We start from the raw sequence: 19,512 nt of genomic DNA, 5'->3' as shown, positions 1-19,512 counted from the left end.
AAATAACTTAAGTGGTTCACTTTCTGAAAAATCAAACGCTTAAAATATTCTAAATTAATTTTTAGATTAGTCTAAATATATATCTTTGTATATCTAATTCAAAGGTATGAGAACCCTGATCTTCGTTTTTGCCTTGTCTTTTTTATCTGCAGATGTCTTTGCGCAACAATATGTTAAAGGAACGGTGAGAAGCGGAGAGTTACCGCTTGCAGGCGTATCAGTCAGAATCGGCAATTCCGGACCGGCAGCAAAAACAGATACACTTGGCGCATACTTTTTGCCCGCCGGTGCTGCGGGACAGCAGGTTATACAATTCAGTGCGGTTGGTTATCGCCGGCAACGGTTACCTATAGAGTTAAAGTCTGGCGACACACTATTGTTAGACATCCGCATGGAGACCGAAGCAGGAACACTGAACGACGTTGTTGTGTCAGGGACGCTCAAACCGGTACGTAAACAGGACAGCCCCGTAAGCGTTGAAGTTTACGACGCACGATTTTTTGCGAAAAATCCCGCTGCCACGATATTTGATGCACTTCAGCACGTAAACGGCATCCGGCCGCAGTTAAACTGTAACGTATGTAATACCGGCGATATCCATATGAACGGTCTTGAGGGGCCCTATACCATGGTCTTAATAGATGGTATGCCAATCGTTAGCGGTCTTTCCACCGTTTACGGCCTGTCAGGTATTCCGGCTTCCTTAATAGACCGGGTGGAAGTTGTAAAAGGTCCGGCATCGTCTCTATATGGTTCTGAGGCCGTTGGCGGACTCATCAACGTTATCACCAAAAGCGCCCTAAATACCCCGTCATTCACGGCCGATGCATTTGGTACGGGCTGGGGAGAATACAACGCTGATCTCGGTGCAAAGCTAAACCTGGGTGAAAGCGCAAGTGTGCTGACGGGCCTGAATTACTTCAACTTTAGCAACCGCATAGATAGAAACGATGACGGGTTTACCGACATGACGCTGCAGCAGCGGCTGTCGGTTTTTCAAAAATGGGATTTCAGGCGTGCAGAGAACAGAAAGTTTAGCCTTGCCGGTAGATACCTCTATGAAGACAGGTGGGGTGGCCAGACAGGATGGACAAGAGACCTTCGTGGCGGCAATACGCTCTATGCCGAAAGCATCTATACGAAACGCTGGGAAGTTTTCGGTACTTATCAGCTGCCGCTTCCCGAGCGGATGTTTCTGGCTTTCTCTTACAATGACCACAATCAGAATTCGGTGTATGGAACAGATCTGTTTACCGCATCGCAGCGAATTGGATTCGGACAGCTTACCTGGGATAAAAAGTTGGGAATAAATGACCTGCTTTTTGGCGCGGCACTGCGTTATACGGTTTATGATGACAACACGCCGGCAACTCCGCATGCAGACCGTGTACTTTTGCCCGGTATTTTTGCCCAGGATGAGCTTGCCCTGGGCACGGCGCACAAACTATTACTGGGCGTTCGCTACGACCACCATTCTGCGCACGGAAACATCTTTACGCCGCGCATGGCTTATAAATGGAACGTTACCGAAAACGACATTCTTCGGCTCAATGCCGGCACTGGTTTTCGTGTGGTGAATCTTTTTACCGAAGATCATGCCGCCTTGAGCGGTGCGCGGGAGGTTATCGTTGCCGAAGCCCTGAGGCCTGAACGTAGCTATAATGTCAATCTCAACTATGTAAAAAAGCTTGTTCTCGGAAACAGCAATCAGCTAAACATAGATTTTTCCGGCTGGTATACCTATTTTAATAACCGCATCACTGCCGACTATGATACCAATCCCACCCAGATCCGGTATGCCAACCTCGATGGTTTTGGAGTGACCAGGGGACTCAGCCTGAACTTTGATCTGACATTGGCAGGCGGTCTGAATGCCATTGTTGGCGGGAGCCTGCTCGACGTGCGCAATGTGGAACGGAATGCGGCGGGCGAACGGGAATCAGTGCGTCCGGTTAAAAGCGAATCCTGGATGGCGACATGGGCGATCAGCTACGACTTTAAGCAGATGGGTATGCGGATCGACTATACGGGCAGCGTAATAGGGCCGATGCGGCTGGCGCTGCTTGGTGAGCTCGATCAGCGATCGCCTTATTCAAAAGCCTGGAGTATCCAGAATATCCAGGCTACGAAAAAACTGAAAGGCAATGTGGAACTATACGGCGGGATCAAAAACCTGCTTAACTGGACCATATCAAAAGGGCAGCCGGGTGGTACGGCCATAGCGCGTGCGTTTGACCCGTTTGACCGTTCGGTTCGCTTTGATGATAACGGTCAGGTCATACCGGTCAGCAACGTTTCGCCTTCAGATCCCGCATATAATCCGCAAGGGCTTAAGTTCGATCCGGACGGCTATTCTTACGGCCCCAACCAGGGCATTCGCGGATTTCTGGGCCTGCGGTTATTTGTTCGCTGATCAGCGAATAATCAGTACCGGAATAGTCACACGATGCCGCACGGCATCGACCGTTGTTCCAAAGATGAGATCCTTGACTCCGCTATGCCCGTGGGCACCCATTACCAGCAGGTCCAGTTCCTTTTCCCTTGCTATGGTGGCGATGGCGCGTGCCGTACCACCAAACCCGATAGAAAGGCTTGCATCAAAACCTAGCTCGTTCAGGTTTTCGATATACTTCTGCAGGTTCTGCTGGTCACTCTGCGTTTCATGATCCATTGCGCCTGCACCATGATATCGCGCAGCCGCGGTCTCGACCACATGAATCAGGTAATAATGCGCGTCTTTTCCACCCTGTATCAATGCATGACGAATCGTATTGCGGTCATTTTTTGAAAAATCGACTGCAATACCGATGCGTTCGTAATCTATTTTTTCAATGTTGCCGATCTCCAGCGCATCGCCATGCGGCACAATCGTTCTCTGGCCGGCTATCCTTGGAACCAGCGGACGTACGAATACGTACAGCAACAGGAACCCCACAAGCACAGCCAGCGGAACAACGATTAACTGTACAATCCAGCCGTTTGAACCCTCGCTCCAGGAAGCAATTTCTTCCATAACCAGTTTCACGTTGAGCACAACAATAAGCAGTGCACTGGTCCATGCGATTATCTTAACCCACACAGGAATAGCGAAATTTTTCATCAGTTTTTTGTCTGATGTAAAATGGATCAGCGGAATGACCGCAAAGCCGAGCTGCAGGCTTAATACTACCTGGCTCAGGACGAGCAATCCGCCGAGGGCGTCATCACCAAAGTGAAGAATGGTGAAGAATGCCGGCGCAATGGCAAGCAAGCGGGTGATCAGGCGCCTGAGCCAGGGTTGGATACGGAGGTTAATGTGTCCTTCCATGACAATTTGCCCGGCGAGTGTCCCCGTAACTGTAGAACTTTGGCCGGCGGCGATAAGCGCAATGGCAAACAGGGCAGGCGCTATGCTGCCAAAAATGTTTTCCAGCAGTTTATGTGCATCCTGGATCTCGGCCACCTCATGCAATCCGTTGCGATAAAAAGCAGCCGCTGCAAGGATAAGAATGGCTGCATTGACAAAAAACGCCAGGTTAAGCGCCACTGTAGTGTCTATCAGATTGAATTTCAGTGCTTCGCGGATGCCTTTATTGCTCCGTTCAATCTTCCTGGTCTGTACAAGCGAAGAATGCAGATAGAGGTTATGCGGCATAACGGTTGCACCGATAATGCCTATGGCGATATAGAGGGCATCGCCGGAGAGAACCGAGGGTTTCAGGCCCTGTAGAATTTCGCCTGCTGCGGGCTCTACGATGAACATTTCAGCAAGAAACGCAATCCCCACGATGAACACCATCGATACAATGAATCCTTCCATGGCACGCATGCCCTTGTTCAGCAGGAAGAGCAGTAAAATAGTGTCAAGCAGCGTAATAGAGATGCCCCAGATGAGCGGTAAGCCAAACAACAACTGGAGACCGATGGCCATGCCGATGATCTCAGCAAGATCGCAGGCAATTATGGCAGTCTGGGCGAGCACAAACAGCGGCAAGTTTACCCACTTCGGGTAGGCCTGTCTTGATGCCTGTGCGAGATCAAGCCCGCGTACGATCCCCAGCCGGGCGCTGAGCGACTGCAGAAGCAGTGCGATCAGGTTCGACATAAGCAGCACCCAGATCAGCTGATAGCCGAATTTGCTTCCGCCTGCAATGTCGGTAGCCCAGTTTCCCGGATCCATATAACCTACGCTTACAAGGTATGCCGGCCCGAGGAAAGAAATGATCCGTTTCCAGCCTTTTCGCTTGCTCGTAGAAACGCTGTGGTGTACTTCGCTTAATGATTCAGATGACATGTCAGGTATTGATCAGAATATGTTTCGCAACATCGCGGCTGATGTTTATGTTTTTATTATTCAGTACAAGTTCTACAGAGCCGTCAAATTCACTTACCTCGCTCACCTCGATACGTGCGCCAAGCGTAAGTCCGAGTTTTTCGAGATGTTTCAGGAAAGGTGTTGAGTGTTCGCTTACGCCGGTTACCGTACCCGAACTTCCGGCTGTGAGTTTTGAAAGCTTTATAAAACTTCGCTTTTCAAATTTGCCGTGTTTATCGGGGATCGGATCGCCGTGGGGGTCAGTGCGTGGAAAGCCCAAAAATTCATCAAGACGTTCAATAAGCAGCACAGAGTTGATGTGTTCAAGTTCTTCTGCAACGTCATGCACTTCATCCCATTTGAAATTTAGCGTTTCGACAAGAAAAACCTCCCAAAGACGGTGTTTCCGGACAATTCCGACCGCCGTCTGGTACCCTGTTTCAGTAAGTTTAGCGCCCGTATATCTGACATAATCAATTAATCCTTTATCTGCCAGTTTTTTCATCATATCAGTGACCGAGGCAGCTTTGGTTTGCAGCCGTTCGGCAATGGCATTTGTCTGCACATACTGATCAGGCTGCTCAGTGAGGTGATAAATCGCCTTAAGGTAATTCTCCTCAGTAAAACTTTGCATTTTAAACTATCTAATAAATTTTTTAGGTAAATCTAAAAAATTCTGAATAAAATATTTGATAAAAGTTGTGTAGATTTTTAGAATAAAATTTGGTCTAATGTTTAACTTTGCCCCATGGCAGCTGAACTAGATAAGACAGATCTGAAGATTTTAAAGATTCTTCAGGAGAACGGAAGAATAACCAACCTTTTACTTTCGCAGGAGATCGGCCTGTCGCCAGCACCAACACTTGAACGCGTGCGCAAACTGGAGATGTCGGGTTTTATAAAGAGTTATCATGCGCTGGTCGATGAGGAAAAACTTGGCCTCGGCATTAAGACCTTTATCCAGATCCAGCTTGATTTTCATAAAAACAATACGATACAGATCTTTTTAGACGAGGTGAATCAGATCAAGGAGATTACTGAGTGTCATCATGTTACCGGGCAGGCAGACTTCCTGCTTAAGGTATATGTAAAAGATATAAAGGCCTATGAAAGGCTTATTATGGATAAGATCAGCAAGATTTCTGTTGTAAAGACTTTCCAGACGATGATGATCATGTCTACAACGAAAAAAGAACCGATTATTCCGCTGGAGTACTAGGGAAGTTATGGTCTATGGTAGACCGCTGTCTACAGTTTAGTCCGCGATTTGCCAGTCTATGGGCTTCAGATTATGCTGTCTGAGCAGTTCATTCGTTTTTGAGAAGTGCCGTGAGCCGAAGAAACCATTGTGTACAGAGAACGGCGAGGGGTGAGCTGCCTTAAGAATGTGGTGCTTCGTTTCGTCAATTAATGCAGCCTTCTCCTGTGCATAACGCCCCCAAAGCAGAAATACTACATTTTTCTTTTTAGCAGAAAGTGCGCGTATAATTTCGTCGGTGAAGTTTTCCCAGCCCCGTTTCTGATGCGATCCTGCTTCGGAGGCGCGAACTGTCAGCGTGGCGTTCAGCAACAGCACACCCTGCTCTGCCCAATGGGTCAGGTTGCCGTGGGCCGGTGTCCGGAAACCGGGAATGTCAGCTTCCAGCTCTTTATAAATATTTTTTAACGAAGGCGGAATAACTACGCCCTTCTGAACCGAAAATGAAAGGCCATGTGCTTGTCCGGCGCCGTGGTAGGGATCCTGCCCCAGAATGACGACTTTGACATTGTCAAATGACGTTGTGTTCAGGGCATTGAAGATTTCGCTGCCTTTTGGATATATTTTCATCCCCTTGTGCTTTTCTTCTTCAAGAAATGCACGGAGGTTTACCATATAATTCTTTTCGAATTCCTGTTCAAGTACGGCCAGCCAGCCCGGCTCAAGGTTTACAGACATAAGGTTATGCGCTTATTATTTTTTTTGCACAATAGCCAGCAGATCTTTCTCAAGCGTTTGTTTTGGATGCTCAGTGATACGACCAAGTTCCGTCCCTTTTTTATCAGTTACGATAAAAGTAGGAACACGCTCAATTGCCAGCTTATCAATAAGACCTTTACCGGCCTTTTTGTTTCCGTCGACAGCAACAAAAGATACCTTTTCTGCAGGGAATCCCGCTTCATCAAGCACTTTCAGAAAGTGAGGAACCTGTAGTTTACTGTCTCCGCACCATGTTCCAAGAACAATCGTGATCTTTTGTCCGGCTGATAATGCCTGCTTTAGCTGTGGTGTTGTGGCCGAGTCAGGAACGTACGAGGGGTAAACAGCATCATACATCTCCTTAAATTCAGGGAAAGATACGACTCCCGCGCGATCGCAGCGGTCTATCAAAACTTCCTTGTTGCGGATTGCGTCCTGCATTTTTCTGTTCAGGTCCTGTGAGAATGCGGTCATGGTAAAAAGGCTGAAGATGAGTATAAGTGCTGCTTTCATGTTTTAGCAATTTTCGCTGAAAATATCATTTTATAATCTATTAATTGGCATCTAAACACGATATTTGCACAAAAATTATAATTCACAAACATATGCCAAATATCATCAGGTTGATCGTCGGGTTTGCGCTTTTAGGTGGTGCGGTAGCGCTTTTCTTCTACGGTTTCTGGGGCTGGGGAATCCTGGCCGTTCTTATCAGCCTACTTGTTTTTGTTACTTTCTTTTTCAATGAAAATATGCTGCTTGCGCAATGGTTTTTACGCAAAGACAATATGCCTAAGGCCGAGCAGTTTTTAAAGCGCATTACGAACTATGAAAGCCAGCTGATCAAACCTCAGCATGGCTACTATCATCTGCTTATCGGACTCATTGAGAGCCGCCGGGCGCCCATGCAGAGTGAAAAATATTTTAAGAAGTCGCTTGCCCTCGGCATGCAGATGGACCATAACATTGCGCTGGCTAAATTAAGCCTGGCCGGCATTGCAATGGCCAAACGGAACAAACGCGAGGCGCAGATGTATTTGTCTGAAGCCAAGAAGGCGGATAAGAATAAGCTGCTTGCCGAACAGATCAAACAGATGAAAGATCAAATGGGCATGATGGATAAGCAGCAACAGGTGAGGTACAGGTAGAGTCTTCGGGCTGTGTGCGCCATTAGCGGCCAACGGTCCGGCGCTACTTATCCCCGAGGTAATCAAAGCCTTCCAGTTCCTCGCGGCTGGCGCGGCGGCTCAGCAGGTCTCCATCTTCTTCTTCTGCCTTGCGGCGGAAAAAAAATTCTTCGGCCTGAATGCGTTTAATCAGCTGATGAACCAGCGAAAGATCAAAAACGTCTTTGTTAAGTTTGATACAGTATTCGCTTTCTGTAATTTCAAGGATTGAACCGTTCATAATTTTCAAGTTATTAGCCGTTAGGCATTTGTAAAAATAAAAAAGCCCCTGAAACAAGAGTTTCAGGGGCTTTTAAGCTTTTGTTATGTTTGTGTTAACTGAACCAGGTCATCACATCTTCTTTAGCCGGCATGGTAATGTCCAGCTTCAGTTTTTTTCTCATGCCGCCGAGGTCGTTAAATACTTTATTCGGGTTAGCGGCTTTTAGCTCGTCAATCGTATTGATGTTCATTTTGCGGATTACCTGAACCCATTCTGCGGGAACTCCTGCATTTACAAAGTCCTCATCGCTCGTGACCTTTGCTTTTTTCTCGGGGCGCATCTGCGGGAAGAAAAGTACCTCCTGGATAGTGCTTTGGTTGGTAAGCAGCATGACGAGGCGGTCAATACCGATGCCCAGGCCGGATGTTGGCGGCATGCCATACTCCAGCGCACGCACAAAATCGTCGTCCATTGCCATGGCCTCGTCATCACCGCGGGCAGCAAGTTTCAGCTGTTCTTCAAAACGCTCCCGCTGGTCTATCGGATCATTAAGCTCGGAATATGCATTAGCGATCTCCTTACCATTTACAAAAAGCTCAAAGCGTTCAACCAGGCCTTCCTTGCTGCGGTGTTTTTTTGCAAGCGGGGTCATCTCGACCGGATAATCGGTAATGTATGTGGGCTGGATCAGGTTTGATTCGACCTTTTCGCTGAAAAGCTCATCGATCAGTTTCCCGCGTCCCATAGAGCCGTCAATCTCAATGTTCAGGCTACGGCAAGTGTCTGCAAGCTGGGCCTCGGTCATTTCTGAAACGTCTATGCCCGTGTATTTCAGAATGGACTCATACATGCTCAACTTTTCATACGGGCCTTCGAAGTTTATTTCATGGTTACCAACCGTTACTTTCGCTGATCCGGTTGTAGCCACAGCAACTTTCTCCAGGCACTCCTCAACCATGGCCATCATCCAGATGTAATCCTTATAGGCTACATAAATCTCCATCGAGGTAAACTCCGGATTATGCGTACGGTCCATGCCTTCATTCCTGAACATTTTTCCAAACTCATATACGCCGTCAAAGCCTGCAACAATCAGTCTTTTCAGATAAAGCTCATTGGCTATGCGCAGGTAGAGGGGCATGTCGAGCGTATTGTGGTGGGTAGCGAAGGGCCGGGCGGCGGCACCGCCGTGAATGGGCTGCAGGATTGGTGTTTCTACTTCCATCCAGCCCTGGCTGTCAAAATAAGAACGCATTGAATTGATCACCCGCGATCTGCGCTGAAAAATATCCCTGTTTTCAGGATTCACGGTAAGATCGACATACCTCATCCGATAGCGCATCTCCGGGTCTGTAAATCCGTCATAGACGGCACCCGTTTCGTCCCGCTTTACAATGGGCAGCGGTCTGAGCGATTTGGCAAGAACAGTAAATTCTGTAACATGCACGGAGATCTCGCCGGTCTGCGTCGTAAACACATATCCCTTTACGCCAATATAATCGCCCAGATCAAGCAATTTTTTGAATACGGTATTGTAGAGGGTTTTGTCTTCGCCAGGACAAAGGTCATCACGTTTCAGGTAGATCTGTATGCGGCCGGTTGAATCCTGTAGCTCGGCAAAAGAGGCACTACCCATTATACGGCGGGTCATGATGCGGCCTGCAATATTGATGTTTTTGTAAGCAGTTTTGTCTCTTTCGTAATTTGCATTTATATCGGCTGCATGGGCATTTACTTCATAAGTTTCTGCCGGATAGGGTTCAATACCCAATTCGCGGAGTTGCCTGAGTGCGTCACGACGTAATATTTCCTGTTCGGATAGTCCTGTGATCATTCGTGGTAATTTTTTGCAAAAATAGTGATTTCAGCCCGGTTTTCCATGCCGGTAAACGGTCGCCCGGCCTACTCTTCAACCTCAGCAGCGTAAAGATCTTTTATAGCCTGGGCATACTTCTGCTCTACCACACGTCTTTTGATCTTCAGCGTAGGGGTAATCTCTCCCGCTTCCTGGCTAAAAGGTGTACGTTTAATTTTGAAGTTCCTGATACGCTCGAACTTGGCTAATTCTCCAGACAGCTTCCGGATGTCTGAGGAGATCCAGTCATGGATGTTTTGGTCCTCGATAAACACTTCAGGCGACTGAAAAAAATCGTCTTTAAGTCCGAATTGCTCTTCAAGGTTTTCACGATTGGGAATGACGATAGCAGTGATGTATTCCTTTTTGTCGCCGATAAGAAAAAGCTGGTCTATTTTTGTGCTTTTTAAGTAGATATTTTCGACCGGGGTAGGGTATACGTTTTTGCCATACGCATTCACGATCATATTTTTCAGCCTGTCTGTAATTTGCAGGTTGCCTTTAAAAAAACGGCCTATATCGCCAGTATGAAACCATCCGTCGCGGTCTATTGCCTCAGCGGTCTCAGCAGGTTTATTAAAGTACCCTTTCATAACGCAGTGGCCGCGCACCACAATTTCGCCTTCTGCGCACTCAAAGTTTTCATCAAACTTTTCGTGCGTCTGCACTGAGTGGAACTGTTTTGTATCGATGTCCTGAATGCCGATTTCTATGCCGGGGATTACACGACCAACGGTACCGTACACCTGGCGGTGATACTCTGTAACGCTCATAACCGGCGATGTCTCGGTAAGACCGAAGCCTTCAAGTATCTTTATGCCCAGGTTCCCAAAAAACTCACCAACGTTTCTTGGCAGAGCGGCTCCGCCGGATATCATGAATTTGAGCCGGCCTCCGGTCTTTTCCTTGATTTTGCTGAAGACGAGCTTTTCGGCCAGCGCTTTTTTTGCTGAAAGCATGATACCCGGATTTTTACCAGCTTCCTTTTTCTGGCGGTAAGCCTGTCCGGTTTCAAGTGCCCAGGTAAATATTGAGGCTTTGACACCGCCGGCGCTGGTGCCTGATTTGATAGCTTTGTCGTGAATGCGTTCAAGCAGCCTGGGTACGCAATTCATAACGGTAGGCCGGACTTCGCCCATATTTTTAGCGAGCAGCTCGAGACTTTGTGCAAAGGCAATCTTACAGCCCTGAGCACAACAAACGTGGTAGGTGGCTGTTCGTTCAAACACGTGCGACAGCGGGAGAAAAGAAAGGAAAGTTTCAGTTTTATCAATCACGGGGATCTGTTGCAGGCAAACCTTTACATTTTCAACGAAGTTGCTGTGCGTAAGCATTACGCCCTTCGGAATCCCGGTTGTACCTGACGTATAGATCAGTGACGACACATCCTGCGGCAGCAGCAGACGACGGCTTTGGTCTATGGCAGCCTTTTCGGCGGCTGTGACCTGTTGTTTCAGCTGCAGAATGTCATTAAATGCAATTACCTCGGCCGGTAAGCCCTCCGGTACAGCGATTTTGGCAAAGTCTGCAAATGCGGGTATGATATAGCGCAGTTCTTTACAGTTGGCGGCGATCTTAAGAACTTTCCGGTATAAAAAATTATTCCCGACAAGAATGGCTTTGAGTCCGGAATCGTTGATGATATAGGCAACCTCCTGCTCCGACAGGGTTGGGTAGACTGAAACGTTGATTGCTCCTATCTGCTGGATGCCCTGATCGTAATAGACGTATTCAGGCGAGTTTTCAATCATGAGACCCATCCTGTCGCCTTTCGTAATGCCTTTTTCAAGAAAGAAGGCCGATACAGCGTCAGCCCTTTTCAGCGTGGTTTCGAACGATATTTCTTCCCATTCCGCACCTTTTTTATCGATCAGAAAAGTTTCAGTTGGCGGATGTATGTTTTCTACGACATTTCGCAGCAGACTTGGGACGGTGGAAAATTCGTTGAATAAAGGCTTGCTCATCTTTTGCTTATTAGCTGGTCTAAGGGGCAATGATAATTGCTTTTTGTCTAAAATGCAAAAAGGGCGCAATCGCGCCCTTTCCTAATAATCTTTAAAAAAATTAAACAGAAAAACTTTCTCCGCATCCGCAGGTGCGGCTTGCGTTCGGATTGATGAAGTTAAACCCTTTGCCATTTAGCCCGTCAGAGAAATCCAGTTCGGTACCGGCCAGGTATAAAAACGACTTCATGTCAAGCACGACTTTGATACCCTGATCTTCAAACGGCTGATCGCCTGGCTTGGTTTCATTGTCAAAATCGAGGTTATAAGATAAACCCGAGCAACCGCCACCTTTTACAGAAACCCGTAAAAAATAGCTTTCATCTAAAGCAGCATCCTGCATCAGGTGCTCTATTTTGCCTTTTGCTTTCTCGGTGATGGTAATCATTTTCTCTCCTGTTTTATTGGATAAAGCTTAGTGGTGTGATTTTTCAAGCACCAAAGGCTCCATTCCGTTTTTTACACGATAATCGTTGATGGCAGCTTTAATTGCGTCCTCAGCCAACACTGAACAGTGAATTTTTACAGGTGGAAGCGCAAGTTCTTCGACAATGTCCATATTGTCGATTGCAAGCGCTTCGTCTACGGTTTTTCCTTTAAGCCACTCTGTAGCCAGTGAGGAAGAGGCAATTGCGGAACCACAGCCAAAGGTTTTAAATTTAGCATCTGTAATAACGTTTTCTGCGTTTACTTCAATCTGCAGACGCATTACGTCACCGCATTCTGGTGCACCAACCAAACCGGTTCCAACATTTTTTTCGTCTTTATTCAACGTGCCCACATTGCGGGGGTTGCTATAATGATCGATTACTTTATCTGAATATGCCATGATCTTTATTTTTTAGCTTCCGTAAGTATGACACCTGGCGGAAGATTTTGTTTTGAATCTTATTACGGGCAAAGGCCCTTACATGCTAGTGTTCCGCCCACTCAATCTTGCTGAGGTCAACACCTTCTTTAAACATTTCCCACAGTGGTGAAAGTTCGCGCAGGTGGTTCACAGCTTTTTCGGTGATGGCGATGGCCTCTTCAATATCAGCCTCTGTAGTAAAACGGCCAAGTCCGTAGCGGATTGATGAATGAGCCAGGTCATCTGAAAGGCCAAGGCTTTTGAGCACATATGACGGCTCAAGTGATGCTGACGTACAGGCAGAACCAGATGAAACAGCCAGGTCTTTCATAGCCATCATCAGTCCTTCACCTTCTACATATTTAAATGAGATGTTTGCTACATGCGGCAAACGATGCTGGGTATTGCCGTTCACGTAACTTTCTTCCAACTGCGTCAGCCTGCTTTCAAGTTTGTCACGCAGAGCGGAAAGGCGTTTTGCTTCCTCATCCATTTCCAGGCGGCAAAGTTCGCATGCTTTTCCAAGTCCGACGATACCAGGAACATTAAGCGTACCTGAACGCATACCGCGCTCATGACCACCACCATCTATTTGTGCTGTTACTTTTACTCTTGGTCCTTTGCGGCGAACATACAGTACACCGACACCTTTTGGACCATACATTTTATGTGCTGAGAAAGCCATCAGGTCGATGCCGTCTTCGTTAACATTTACCGGAATTTTGCCGACCGCCTGTGTAGCATCTGTCATGAAAAGGGCGCCATGTTTATGCGCAATAGCAGAGATCTCTTTTACGGGCTGGATAACACCAATTTCGTTGTTGCCATACATGATCGAAACAAGAATAGTTTCTGGTGTCATGGCTGCTTCAAGCTCGGCAAGATCGATCAGGCCATCTTCCTTAACCTGCAGGTACGTAACCTTCGCACCAAGTTTCTCCAGGTGTTTGCAAGTATCAAGAACAGCTTTGTGTTCGGTTACTGCGGTGATGATGTGGTTTCCTTTTTCAGAATACATCTCAAACACACCCTTTATTGCAAGGTTGTCGGCTTCGGTTGCACCGGAAGTAAAGATAATTTCTTTCTCTGTACAGCCGACAAGTTTAGCCACCTGTTCACGGGCATAGTCGACTGCTTCTTCTGCAACCCAGCCAAAAGCATGGTTACGGCTTGAAGCGTTTCCGAATTTTTCTGTAAAGTAAGGCAGCATAGCTTCCAGCACCCTCGGATCGAGCGGCGTGGTTGCGTTATTATCTAAATATATCGGTTGTTTCATCTCGTTATCTTTAAGTAGACAAAGATACTAATTTTCTAACTGAACAATTATAATTTATTCCTATGGGCCTATAGATAAAACCTGCATTTTTACATTCCTTTAACCGTCAGACGCATGAATAAAATTGAACATATCGGCATCGCTGTAAAAAGCCTGGCCGCGGCAGGAAAGCTTTACGAAAGATTGCTTGGAAAGGCGCCGTATAAAGCGGAATCCGTTGCTTCTGAACACGTTAATACGCTTTTCTTTCAGACAGGCGAGTCAAAGGTCGAGCTGCTCGAGGCTACCTCAGCTGATAGCGCCATTGCCCGTTTTATTGAAAAAAGGGGTGAGGGCATTCACCACGTTGCCTTCGAAGTGCCGGATATTTACGCGGAGATGGAGCGGCTGCGCAGCGAGGGTTTTGTGTTGCTGAATGAGCTGCCAAAACGTGGTGCAGACAATAAACTCGTCTGTTTTGTGCATCCCAAAGATACACATGGCGTGCTGATTGAAATTTGTTGTAGTATATAGGTTTTCGTATTTCGTATTTAGACCTGGCGCATAACCCCTGAGTGTCCTCCCGGATTTGCAATCCGGGTGAGCTGAGCCGCGGATATTTTATCCGCATGATATTGCCCGGGTTGGAAACCCGGTGCTCAGTTGCTTTGGATTGTAAATCCAAAGCGACGTTCCCGATTTGTCATGCGGCTGGGCTGAGCAGCGGATATTTTATCCGCGATATTGCCCGGGTTAAAAACCCGGTTCCCAGTTGCTTTGGATTATAAATCCAAAGCGACGTTGTCCTCCCGGATTTGTAATCCGGGAGTATTGGGCCGCGGATATTTTATCCGCATGATATTGCCCGGGTTAAAAACCCGGCTCCCAGTTGCTTTGGATTACAAATCCAAAGAGACAGGCCTCAATGCCCCAAGCCAACAATCTTAGCTTCGTCAAAGTCAAGTTCATTCTCCATCTTGCGGATTTCTTCATCGCTGAACACCTTTTCGCGGCGTAGCTGGTGGAGTTCCCGACGCTGATGATCAAAGATGTCGAGCAGGATCTGGTTGTAGCGGTCTATTTCTGCTTTTTGGCTGGCATCGCACTCAAACGAGTCCAGTTGCTGGCGCGTAACGGCGATATCATTCGTCATTTTTTCGCGAAACAGTTTCACAAGTTCATTGCCATCGGCTGCATCTTTCCACTGGCCGTCCAGCCTGGCTATCGCGACATGCATCAGCCGGAGGCGAATGCCTGCTTCCTGTTCTTCGGGCGGAGGAAAATCTGCGGTGTCTTTCATGCCCACCCACCTGACCAGCAGCGGAAGACTGAGTCCCTGCAGTACAAGCGTAGCCAGAATAACAACGAACGTTATAAACAGAATCAGGTTGCGGTGCGGAAAAGGCGTCCCGTCCTGCATCAGCAGCGGGATAGACAGGGCAGAGGCGAGCGATACTACACCGCGCATGCCTGCCCAGCCGACAATAAGCGGTGCTTTCCAGGGCGGGTTCTTCAGATCAGCGCGTTTCATATTACCCAGCCAGCGTGGAACGTAGGCGATCGGGAACACCCAAAGCAGGCGTACAATGATGGCAATCAGACTGATGACGGCTCCGTAACCTATTGCCTCTGTGATCGAATATTCGCCCAGGTTCTCCATAATGACCGGCAGCTCCAGGCCGATCAGGATGAACACCAGTCCGTTAAGCACAAATGCCAGGGTGGCCCAGACGTTGATAGCCTGAAGCCGTGTTTCGCTTCGTGACAGAATTTCATGCGCCCGGAAAGAGAGAAAGAGGCCGCCGCTTACAACGGCCATAACACCCGAAAAATGAAGTTTCTCTGCTGCAATGTACATGAAATATGGTGTCATCAGCGTCAGCGCGGTATCAATACTGGGTGTAGTCGGAAGAAAACGGTGAATCACATACATAACATGGGCAATGGCCAAACCGATTACCACACCCATTCCGGCAGAGAGGAAAAACTGACCTATGGCCTGCCCCATAGAGAACTGTCCCGTAAGCACTGCGGCGAGCGCAAAACGGAACACGATCAGGCTGGAAGCATCATTAATGAGGCTTTCGCCTTCGAGAATCGCGGTGATGCGCTGCGGTACCTTTACGTGTCTGAGAACAGAAGAGGCGGCAACCGCATCGGGTGGTGAGACAATGCCGCCAAGCAGGAAACCGAGTGCGAGCGTAAAGCCCGGAATCATGTACTGTGCCGTGAAGGCAACTGCTATTGATGTAATAAAGACAAGGCCGAAGGCAAGCATGCCGATCGGTCTGCGCCATTTCCAGAAGTCATTCCAGGATGTATACCACGCGGCTTCATACAGCAATGGCGGAAGAAAGATCAGGAAAACCAGCTCGGGCTCGAGTTCAATGCGCGGCATTCCCGGTATAAACCCGATGCCAAGTCCGGCCAGAACAAGAAAGATCGGATAGGCGATCCTGAGTTTCTGGCCAATCATGATCAGCATAAAAACAAGAAACAACAGGCTGAGAATGAGTAATAAATGGTGCTCAACGGAGGCTTCGTGCATAGTCGTTTAATTTCGGCTGAAATTAAAGTTTTGAAACGAAAGCTGAAAGCCGTGACCTGCAAGCGTATGTATCGATAAAAAACAAAATAAAGACTTGGAAATAAAGAAAAGTATCCGCATATTTGCATCCTTAAAATTGAGGCAATAATATAACGATATAACAATGAAAAAAGATCTGCATCCTTCTAGCTACAGGCCTGTTGTTTTCAAAGACATGTCTAACGACTATGCTTTCCTTACAAAGTCTTGTGTGGATACAAAAGAAACGATCCAATGGGAAGATGGAAATGAATATCCGCTTTACAAGCTGGAGATTTCGCACACTTCGCACCCTTTCTATACTGGTAAAATGAAGCTTGTTGATACAGCAGGACGTATTGACAAATTCAAAAACCGTTACGCGAAGAAGTAATTTTTCGTTGCTTTACAAAAAATTAAAAGTCCCGGGTGCTGATGCCTCGGGACTTTTTTTATTTTTGTTGCCGCCTGTAAGTCTAATTTTCAGGTACTGAAATTATAACCGATTTAATGACTTTCAACCTTTTTGACGACGGGTCGTGGAATTCACTCCGGCCATTAACCTTTACGCGGCCGGTGGCTGATCTGCGAATCGGTATTCTCACCATTGCTGAAAAGTGGAGCAAAAGATTAGAACGCGACCAGGGTTTTTGCACGCAAAACTATCTCCAGCAGAAGTTTCCCACGCGTACAGCATCCCTGTTTATTAACGGAAGTATCTGCCCTGATGAGGCGCTCTGCGATGCTGTACAAAATCTTCAGCATGGAGAAGCCCTCTGGCAGGAAAACGTATTGATCGGCTATTCAGGAGACGAAGGCATAGGGCATCATGCGCAGCAGATCAGTTCATTCAAGAGGATTGAATTTGAAGGAAACTTCATCAAAATCGTTTATCCTGAAGATATCTTTCGTCATAACGGAACCGAGATAGAGAAAGACTTCGAATTATTAACCAGGGGACGCAGTTCCGCAAAACTCAGCAATACAAACGTTTTTCTGGGCGACAGGATCTTTGCTGAAGAAGGTGCGTCTGCGGAGTGTTCGGTATTCAACAGCCTTCAGGGGCCTGTTTACCTGGGCCGCAACAGCCAGGTTTGGGAAAGCAGTAACATTCGCGGCAGTTTTGCGCTTTGTCATGATTCACAGGTTAAAATGGGTGCGAAGATCTATCCGAATTCAACCATCGGACCATTCAGCAGGGTTGGTGGCGAGATTAACAATGCTGTGATCTGGGGGTATTCCTCAAAGGGTCATGAGGGCTATCTCGGCAATTCGGTTCTTGGTCAGTGGTGTAACATCGGTGCCGACAGCAACAACAGCAATCTCAAAAACAATTATGCACATGTCGGGTTATGGGATTACGGCCAGAAAGCCTTTCGCAAGACGGGTCTGCAGTTTTGCGGGCTCATCATGGCCGATCATGCGAAGTGCGCCATTAATACGATGTTCAATACAGGAACCGTTGTAGGTGTAGGCGCAAATGTTTTCGGGGCAGGATTTCCAAGGAACTTTGTTCCTGACTTTTCCTGGGGCGGCGCGCAGGGTTTTGTTACGTACAGGCTCGACAAGATGATAGAGACCGCCGAACGGGTGTATGCCCGACGCGGTATGGAACTGGATAGCGAAGAACGCAGCATGCTTCAGACAATATTCGAATTAACTGATACATACAGATATTAATAAAAATTATGAGAAAGAAAATCGTAGCCGGCAACTGGAAAATGAACCTCGACTATATGGAAGGGTTAAGCCTTTTTTCTGAGATCGTAAATATGATCGGCGATGAAAAAAAAGGCACTCAGACTGCTGTGATTTGTGCCCCTTTTATTCACCTGTACAGCATTGGCAAATTAGCTGCTGACAAAGTGGGTGTAGGTGCGCAGAACATTCATCAGAATGACAGCGGCGCGTTTACCGGCGAAATTTCTGCAAAGATGGTCAAATCTGCCGGTGCAGATTATGTGATCATCGGGCACTCAGAACGCAGGCAGTACTTTGCCGAAACTGACGAACTGCTGCTTGAAAAAACCAAAGCTGCACTCAAAAATGAACTCACACCGATTTTTTGCGTGGGTGAGACCTTAGATGAGCGCAACAACGGCAGTTATTTCGATGTGTTAAAGAGACAGCTTCAGCACGGTCTTTTCAGTCTTGATGCAGCAGACTTCTCGAAAGTTGTAATTGCCTATGAGCCCGTATGGGCAATCGGAACCGGACTGACGGCTTCGCCGGAACAAGCGCAGGAGATCCATGCCTTTATTCGCGCAGAAGTGGCAACTGCATATGGTCTCGAAACGGCAGACCTGACCAGTATTCTGTATGGCGGAAGCTGCAACGCAGGTAATGCGCCACAGCTATTTGCGCAGCCAGACATTGATGGCGGACTTATTGGCGGTGCTTCACTGAAGTCGCGCGATTTTACAGACATCGTAAAGGTTTTTAATAGCTAATGCAGTACACAAGCGTTGTCTTTACATTCGGGCAGATTGAGGAATATCAGCAGGATATTCTGATCAGTGAACTGGGCGATCTTGGCTTCGATTCTTTTGAGCAGGCTGAACAATCCTTGTCTGCCTACATTCAGTCAGCAATTTTTAACGATCAGGCGCTGATTCGCCTGATCGCTTCTTTTTCCGATCAGTTTCATTGCGACTATACGGTAACAGAAGTGCAGTCGCAAAACTGGAATGAAGCCTGGGAGAAAAATTTTCAGCCGTTGCTTATCGGCGATTCCTGTTATGTCAGAGCCACTTTTCATAAAGCCGATCCCGCTGTTCCGTATGAGATTGTGATCGATCCGAAGATGGCTTTCGGCACCGGGCATCACCAGACCACTTCAATGATGCTCCGGTATATCCTTGAGCTCGACACAAGCGGAAAGTCTGTGCTCGATATGGGTGCCGGAACGGGCATTCTTGCCATTCTCGCGGCTAAAAAAGGTGCCGGCGAACTTTTGGCGATCGACTACGACGAGGTTTGCTGCGACAGCATCAGGGAAAATGCCGAACTTAACCATATTGCCGGTCTTCGTGTTCTGCACGGAAGTAAGGAAGTCATTCCTGATGAATCTTTTGATCTGATTTTCGCAAATATCAACCGGAATATTCTTTTGGATCAGATTAGCCGTTACGCTGAAGTTCTTGCACCCGGCGGAACTATCTTATTCAGCGGCTTTTATGAATCGCCTGACCTGGATATGATTAAAGATGCGTGCAGTCCATTCGGGCTAACTTATGCTGACCATAAAAAAGACGGCGACTGGGTTGCTGCACGTTTTCTGTCGAATAAGCAAAGCTTTTAACGGCTTGCAATTATTTTCGATATTTTTGATCAAACCATCCCTGCT

General features: G+C 47.3%; 19 protein-coding genes. 8 read left to right on the top strand and 11 right to left on the bottom strand.

What is annotated here, in order from left to right; genetic code table 11:
- Positions 1-106: 106 nt before the first annotated feature.
- A complete protein-coding gene (locus EJV45_RS00425) occupies positions 107-2,413 on the top strand; it encodes a TonB-dependent receptor (protein WP_129713646.1) in 2,307 nt (768 codons plus the stop codon).
- On the opposite strand, the gene EJV45_RS00420 is transcribed toward EJV45_RS00425, so the two are convergent.
- On the bottom strand, positions 2,414-4,273 hold the full coding sequence (locus EJV45_RS00420; RefSeq protein WP_129713645.1) for an Nramp family divalent metal transporter: 1,860 nt from the start codon (positions 4,271-4,273) through the stop codon (positions 2,414-2,416).
- A gap of 1 nt (position 4,274) precedes the next feature.
- Positions 4,275-4,928 (bottom strand): metal-dependent transcriptional regulator, encoded by a 654-nt coding sequence (locus tag EJV45_RS00415; protein ID WP_129713644.1) that lies wholly within the window; start codon positions 4,926-4,928, stop codon positions 4,275-4,277.
- A gap of 114 nt (positions 4,929-5,042) precedes the next feature.
- Here EJV45_RS00415 and EJV45_RS00410 point away from each other — a divergent pair, with 114 nt between their 5' ends.
- Complete coding sequence (locus EJV45_RS00410) at positions 5,043-5,513, top strand: Lrp/AsnC family transcriptional regulator (protein WP_129713643.1); 471 nt, start codon at positions 5,043-5,045, stop codon at positions 5,511-5,513.
- Positions 5,514-5,549: 36 nt separating this feature from the next.
- On the opposite strand, the gene ung is transcribed toward EJV45_RS00410, so the two are convergent.
- Positions 5,550-6,230 carry a uracil-DNA glycosylase gene (gene ung, locus EJV45_RS00405; protein WP_129713642.1) on the bottom strand — a complete coding sequence of 227 codons (681 nt, stop codon included), beginning with the start codon at positions 6,228-6,230 and terminating at the stop codon, positions 5,550-5,552.
- A 15-nt stretch (positions 6,231-6,245) separates the two neighbouring features.
- Positions 6,246-6,764, bottom strand: a complete 519-nt coding sequence (locus EJV45_RS00400; RefSeq protein ID WP_129713641.1) for a thioredoxin family protein — start codon at positions 6,762-6,764, stop codon at positions 6,246-6,248.
- A gap of 92 nt (positions 6,765-6,856) precedes the next feature.
- Between EJV45_RS00400 and EJV45_RS00395 the strand changes: the two genes are divergently transcribed.
- The gene (locus EJV45_RS00395) at positions 6,857-7,396 is read left to right on the top strand and encodes a DUF2892 domain-containing protein (protein WP_129713640.1); all 540 of its coding nucleotides are present in this window, start codon (positions 6,857-6,859) and stop codon (positions 7,394-7,396) included.
- Between the two features lie 43 nt (positions 7,397-7,439).
- Here EJV45_RS00395 and EJV45_RS00390 read toward each other — a convergent pair whose 3' ends face one another.
- The 6 genes from EJV45_RS00390 to EJV45_RS00365 all read right to left on the bottom strand — a co-directional run bounded on the left by EJV45_RS00390 (position 7,440) and on the right by EJV45_RS00365 (position 13,621).
- The gene (locus tag EJV45_RS00390; protein ID WP_129713639.1) at positions 7,440-7,655 is read right to left on the bottom strand and encodes a hypothetical protein; all 216 of its coding nucleotides are present in this window, start codon (positions 7,653-7,655) and stop codon (positions 7,440-7,442) included.
- A 94-nt stretch (positions 7,656-7,749) separates the two neighbouring features.
- The gene (gene lysS, locus EJV45_RS00385) at positions 7,750-9,471 is read right to left on the bottom strand and encodes a lysine--tRNA ligase (RefSeq protein WP_129713638.1); all 1,722 of its coding nucleotides are present in this window, start codon (positions 9,469-9,471) and stop codon (positions 7,750-7,752) included.
- Positions 9,472-9,539: 68 nt separating this feature from the next.
- The gene (locus EJV45_RS00380) at positions 9,540-11,456 is read right to left on the bottom strand and encodes a long-chain fatty acid--CoA ligase (RefSeq protein WP_129713637.1); all 1,917 of its coding nucleotides are present in this window, start codon (positions 11,454-11,456) and stop codon (positions 9,540-9,542) included.
- Positions 11,457-11,556: 100 nt separating this feature from the next.
- Complete coding sequence (locus EJV45_RS00375) at positions 11,557-11,883, bottom strand: iron-sulfur cluster assembly accessory protein (RefSeq protein ID WP_129713636.1); 327 nt, start codon at positions 11,881-11,883, stop codon at positions 11,557-11,559.
- Between the two features lie 27 nt (positions 11,884-11,910).
- Positions 11,911-12,324 (bottom strand): Fe-S cluster assembly scaffold IscU, encoded by a 414-nt coding sequence (gene iscU / locus EJV45_RS00370; RefSeq protein ID WP_129713635.1) that lies wholly within the window; start codon positions 12,322-12,324, stop codon positions 11,911-11,913.
- Between the two features lie 85 nt (positions 12,325-12,409).
- A complete protein-coding gene (locus tag EJV45_RS00365; protein ID WP_129713634.1) occupies positions 12,410-13,621 on the bottom strand; it encodes an IscS subfamily cysteine desulfurase in 1,212 nt (403 codons plus the stop codon).
- 114 nt (positions 13,622-13,735) lie between these two features.
- Here EJV45_RS00365 and mce point away from each other — a divergent pair, with 114 nt between their 5' ends.
- Positions 13,736-14,134 (top strand): methylmalonyl-CoA epimerase, encoded by a 399-nt coding sequence (gene mce, locus EJV45_RS00360; RefSeq protein ID WP_129713633.1) that lies wholly within the window; start codon positions 13,736-13,738, stop codon positions 14,132-14,134.
- 388 nt (positions 14,135-14,522) lie between these two features.
- On the opposite strand, the gene EJV45_RS00355 is transcribed toward mce, so the two are convergent.
- A complete protein-coding gene (locus tag EJV45_RS00355; protein ID WP_129713632.1) occupies positions 14,523-16,148 on the bottom strand; it encodes a Na+/H+ antiporter in 1,626 nt (541 codons plus the stop codon).
- A 163-nt stretch (positions 16,149-16,311) separates the two neighbouring features.
- Between EJV45_RS00355 and EJV45_RS00350 the strand changes: the two genes are divergently transcribed.
- From EJV45_RS00350 to prmA, 4 genes are all read left to right on the top strand, one after another.
- The gene (locus EJV45_RS00350; protein WP_107216258.1) at positions 16,312-16,560 is read left to right on the top strand and encodes a type B 50S ribosomal protein L31; all 249 of its coding nucleotides are present in this window, start codon (positions 16,312-16,314) and stop codon (positions 16,558-16,560) included.
- A 116-nt stretch (positions 16,561-16,676) separates the two neighbouring features.
- Positions 16,677-17,846 carry a putative sugar nucleotidyl transferase gene (locus EJV45_RS00345; protein ID WP_129713631.1) on the top strand — a complete coding sequence of 390 codons (1,170 nt, stop codon included), beginning with the start codon at positions 16,677-16,679 and terminating at the stop codon, positions 17,844-17,846.
- A gap of 8 nt (positions 17,847-17,854) precedes the next feature.
- Positions 17,855-18,616, top strand: coding sequence for a triose-phosphate isomerase (gene tpiA / locus EJV45_RS00340; RefSeq protein ID WP_129713630.1), 762 nt, complete (start codon positions 17,855-17,857; stop codon positions 18,614-18,616).
- Positions 18,616-19,467, top strand: coding sequence for a 50S ribosomal protein L11 methyltransferase (gene prmA, locus EJV45_RS00335; RefSeq protein ID WP_129713629.1), 852 nt, complete (start codon positions 18,616-18,618; stop codon positions 19,465-19,467). The genes tpiA and prmA overlap by 1 nt, the downstream gene beginning before the upstream one ends.
- The last annotated feature ends 45 nt before the right edge of the window (positions 19,468-19,512 follow it).

Source organism: Pedobacter sp. SYP-B3415 (genome assembly GCF_004138205.1).
In the GTDB taxonomy this organism is placed as follows: domain Bacteria; phylum Bacteroidota; class Bacteroidia; order Sphingobacteriales; family Sphingobacteriaceae; genus Pedobacter.
The sequence above is the reverse complement of the archived record's forward strand: the minus strand, read 5'-3'. Positions and strand labels throughout refer to the sequence as shown.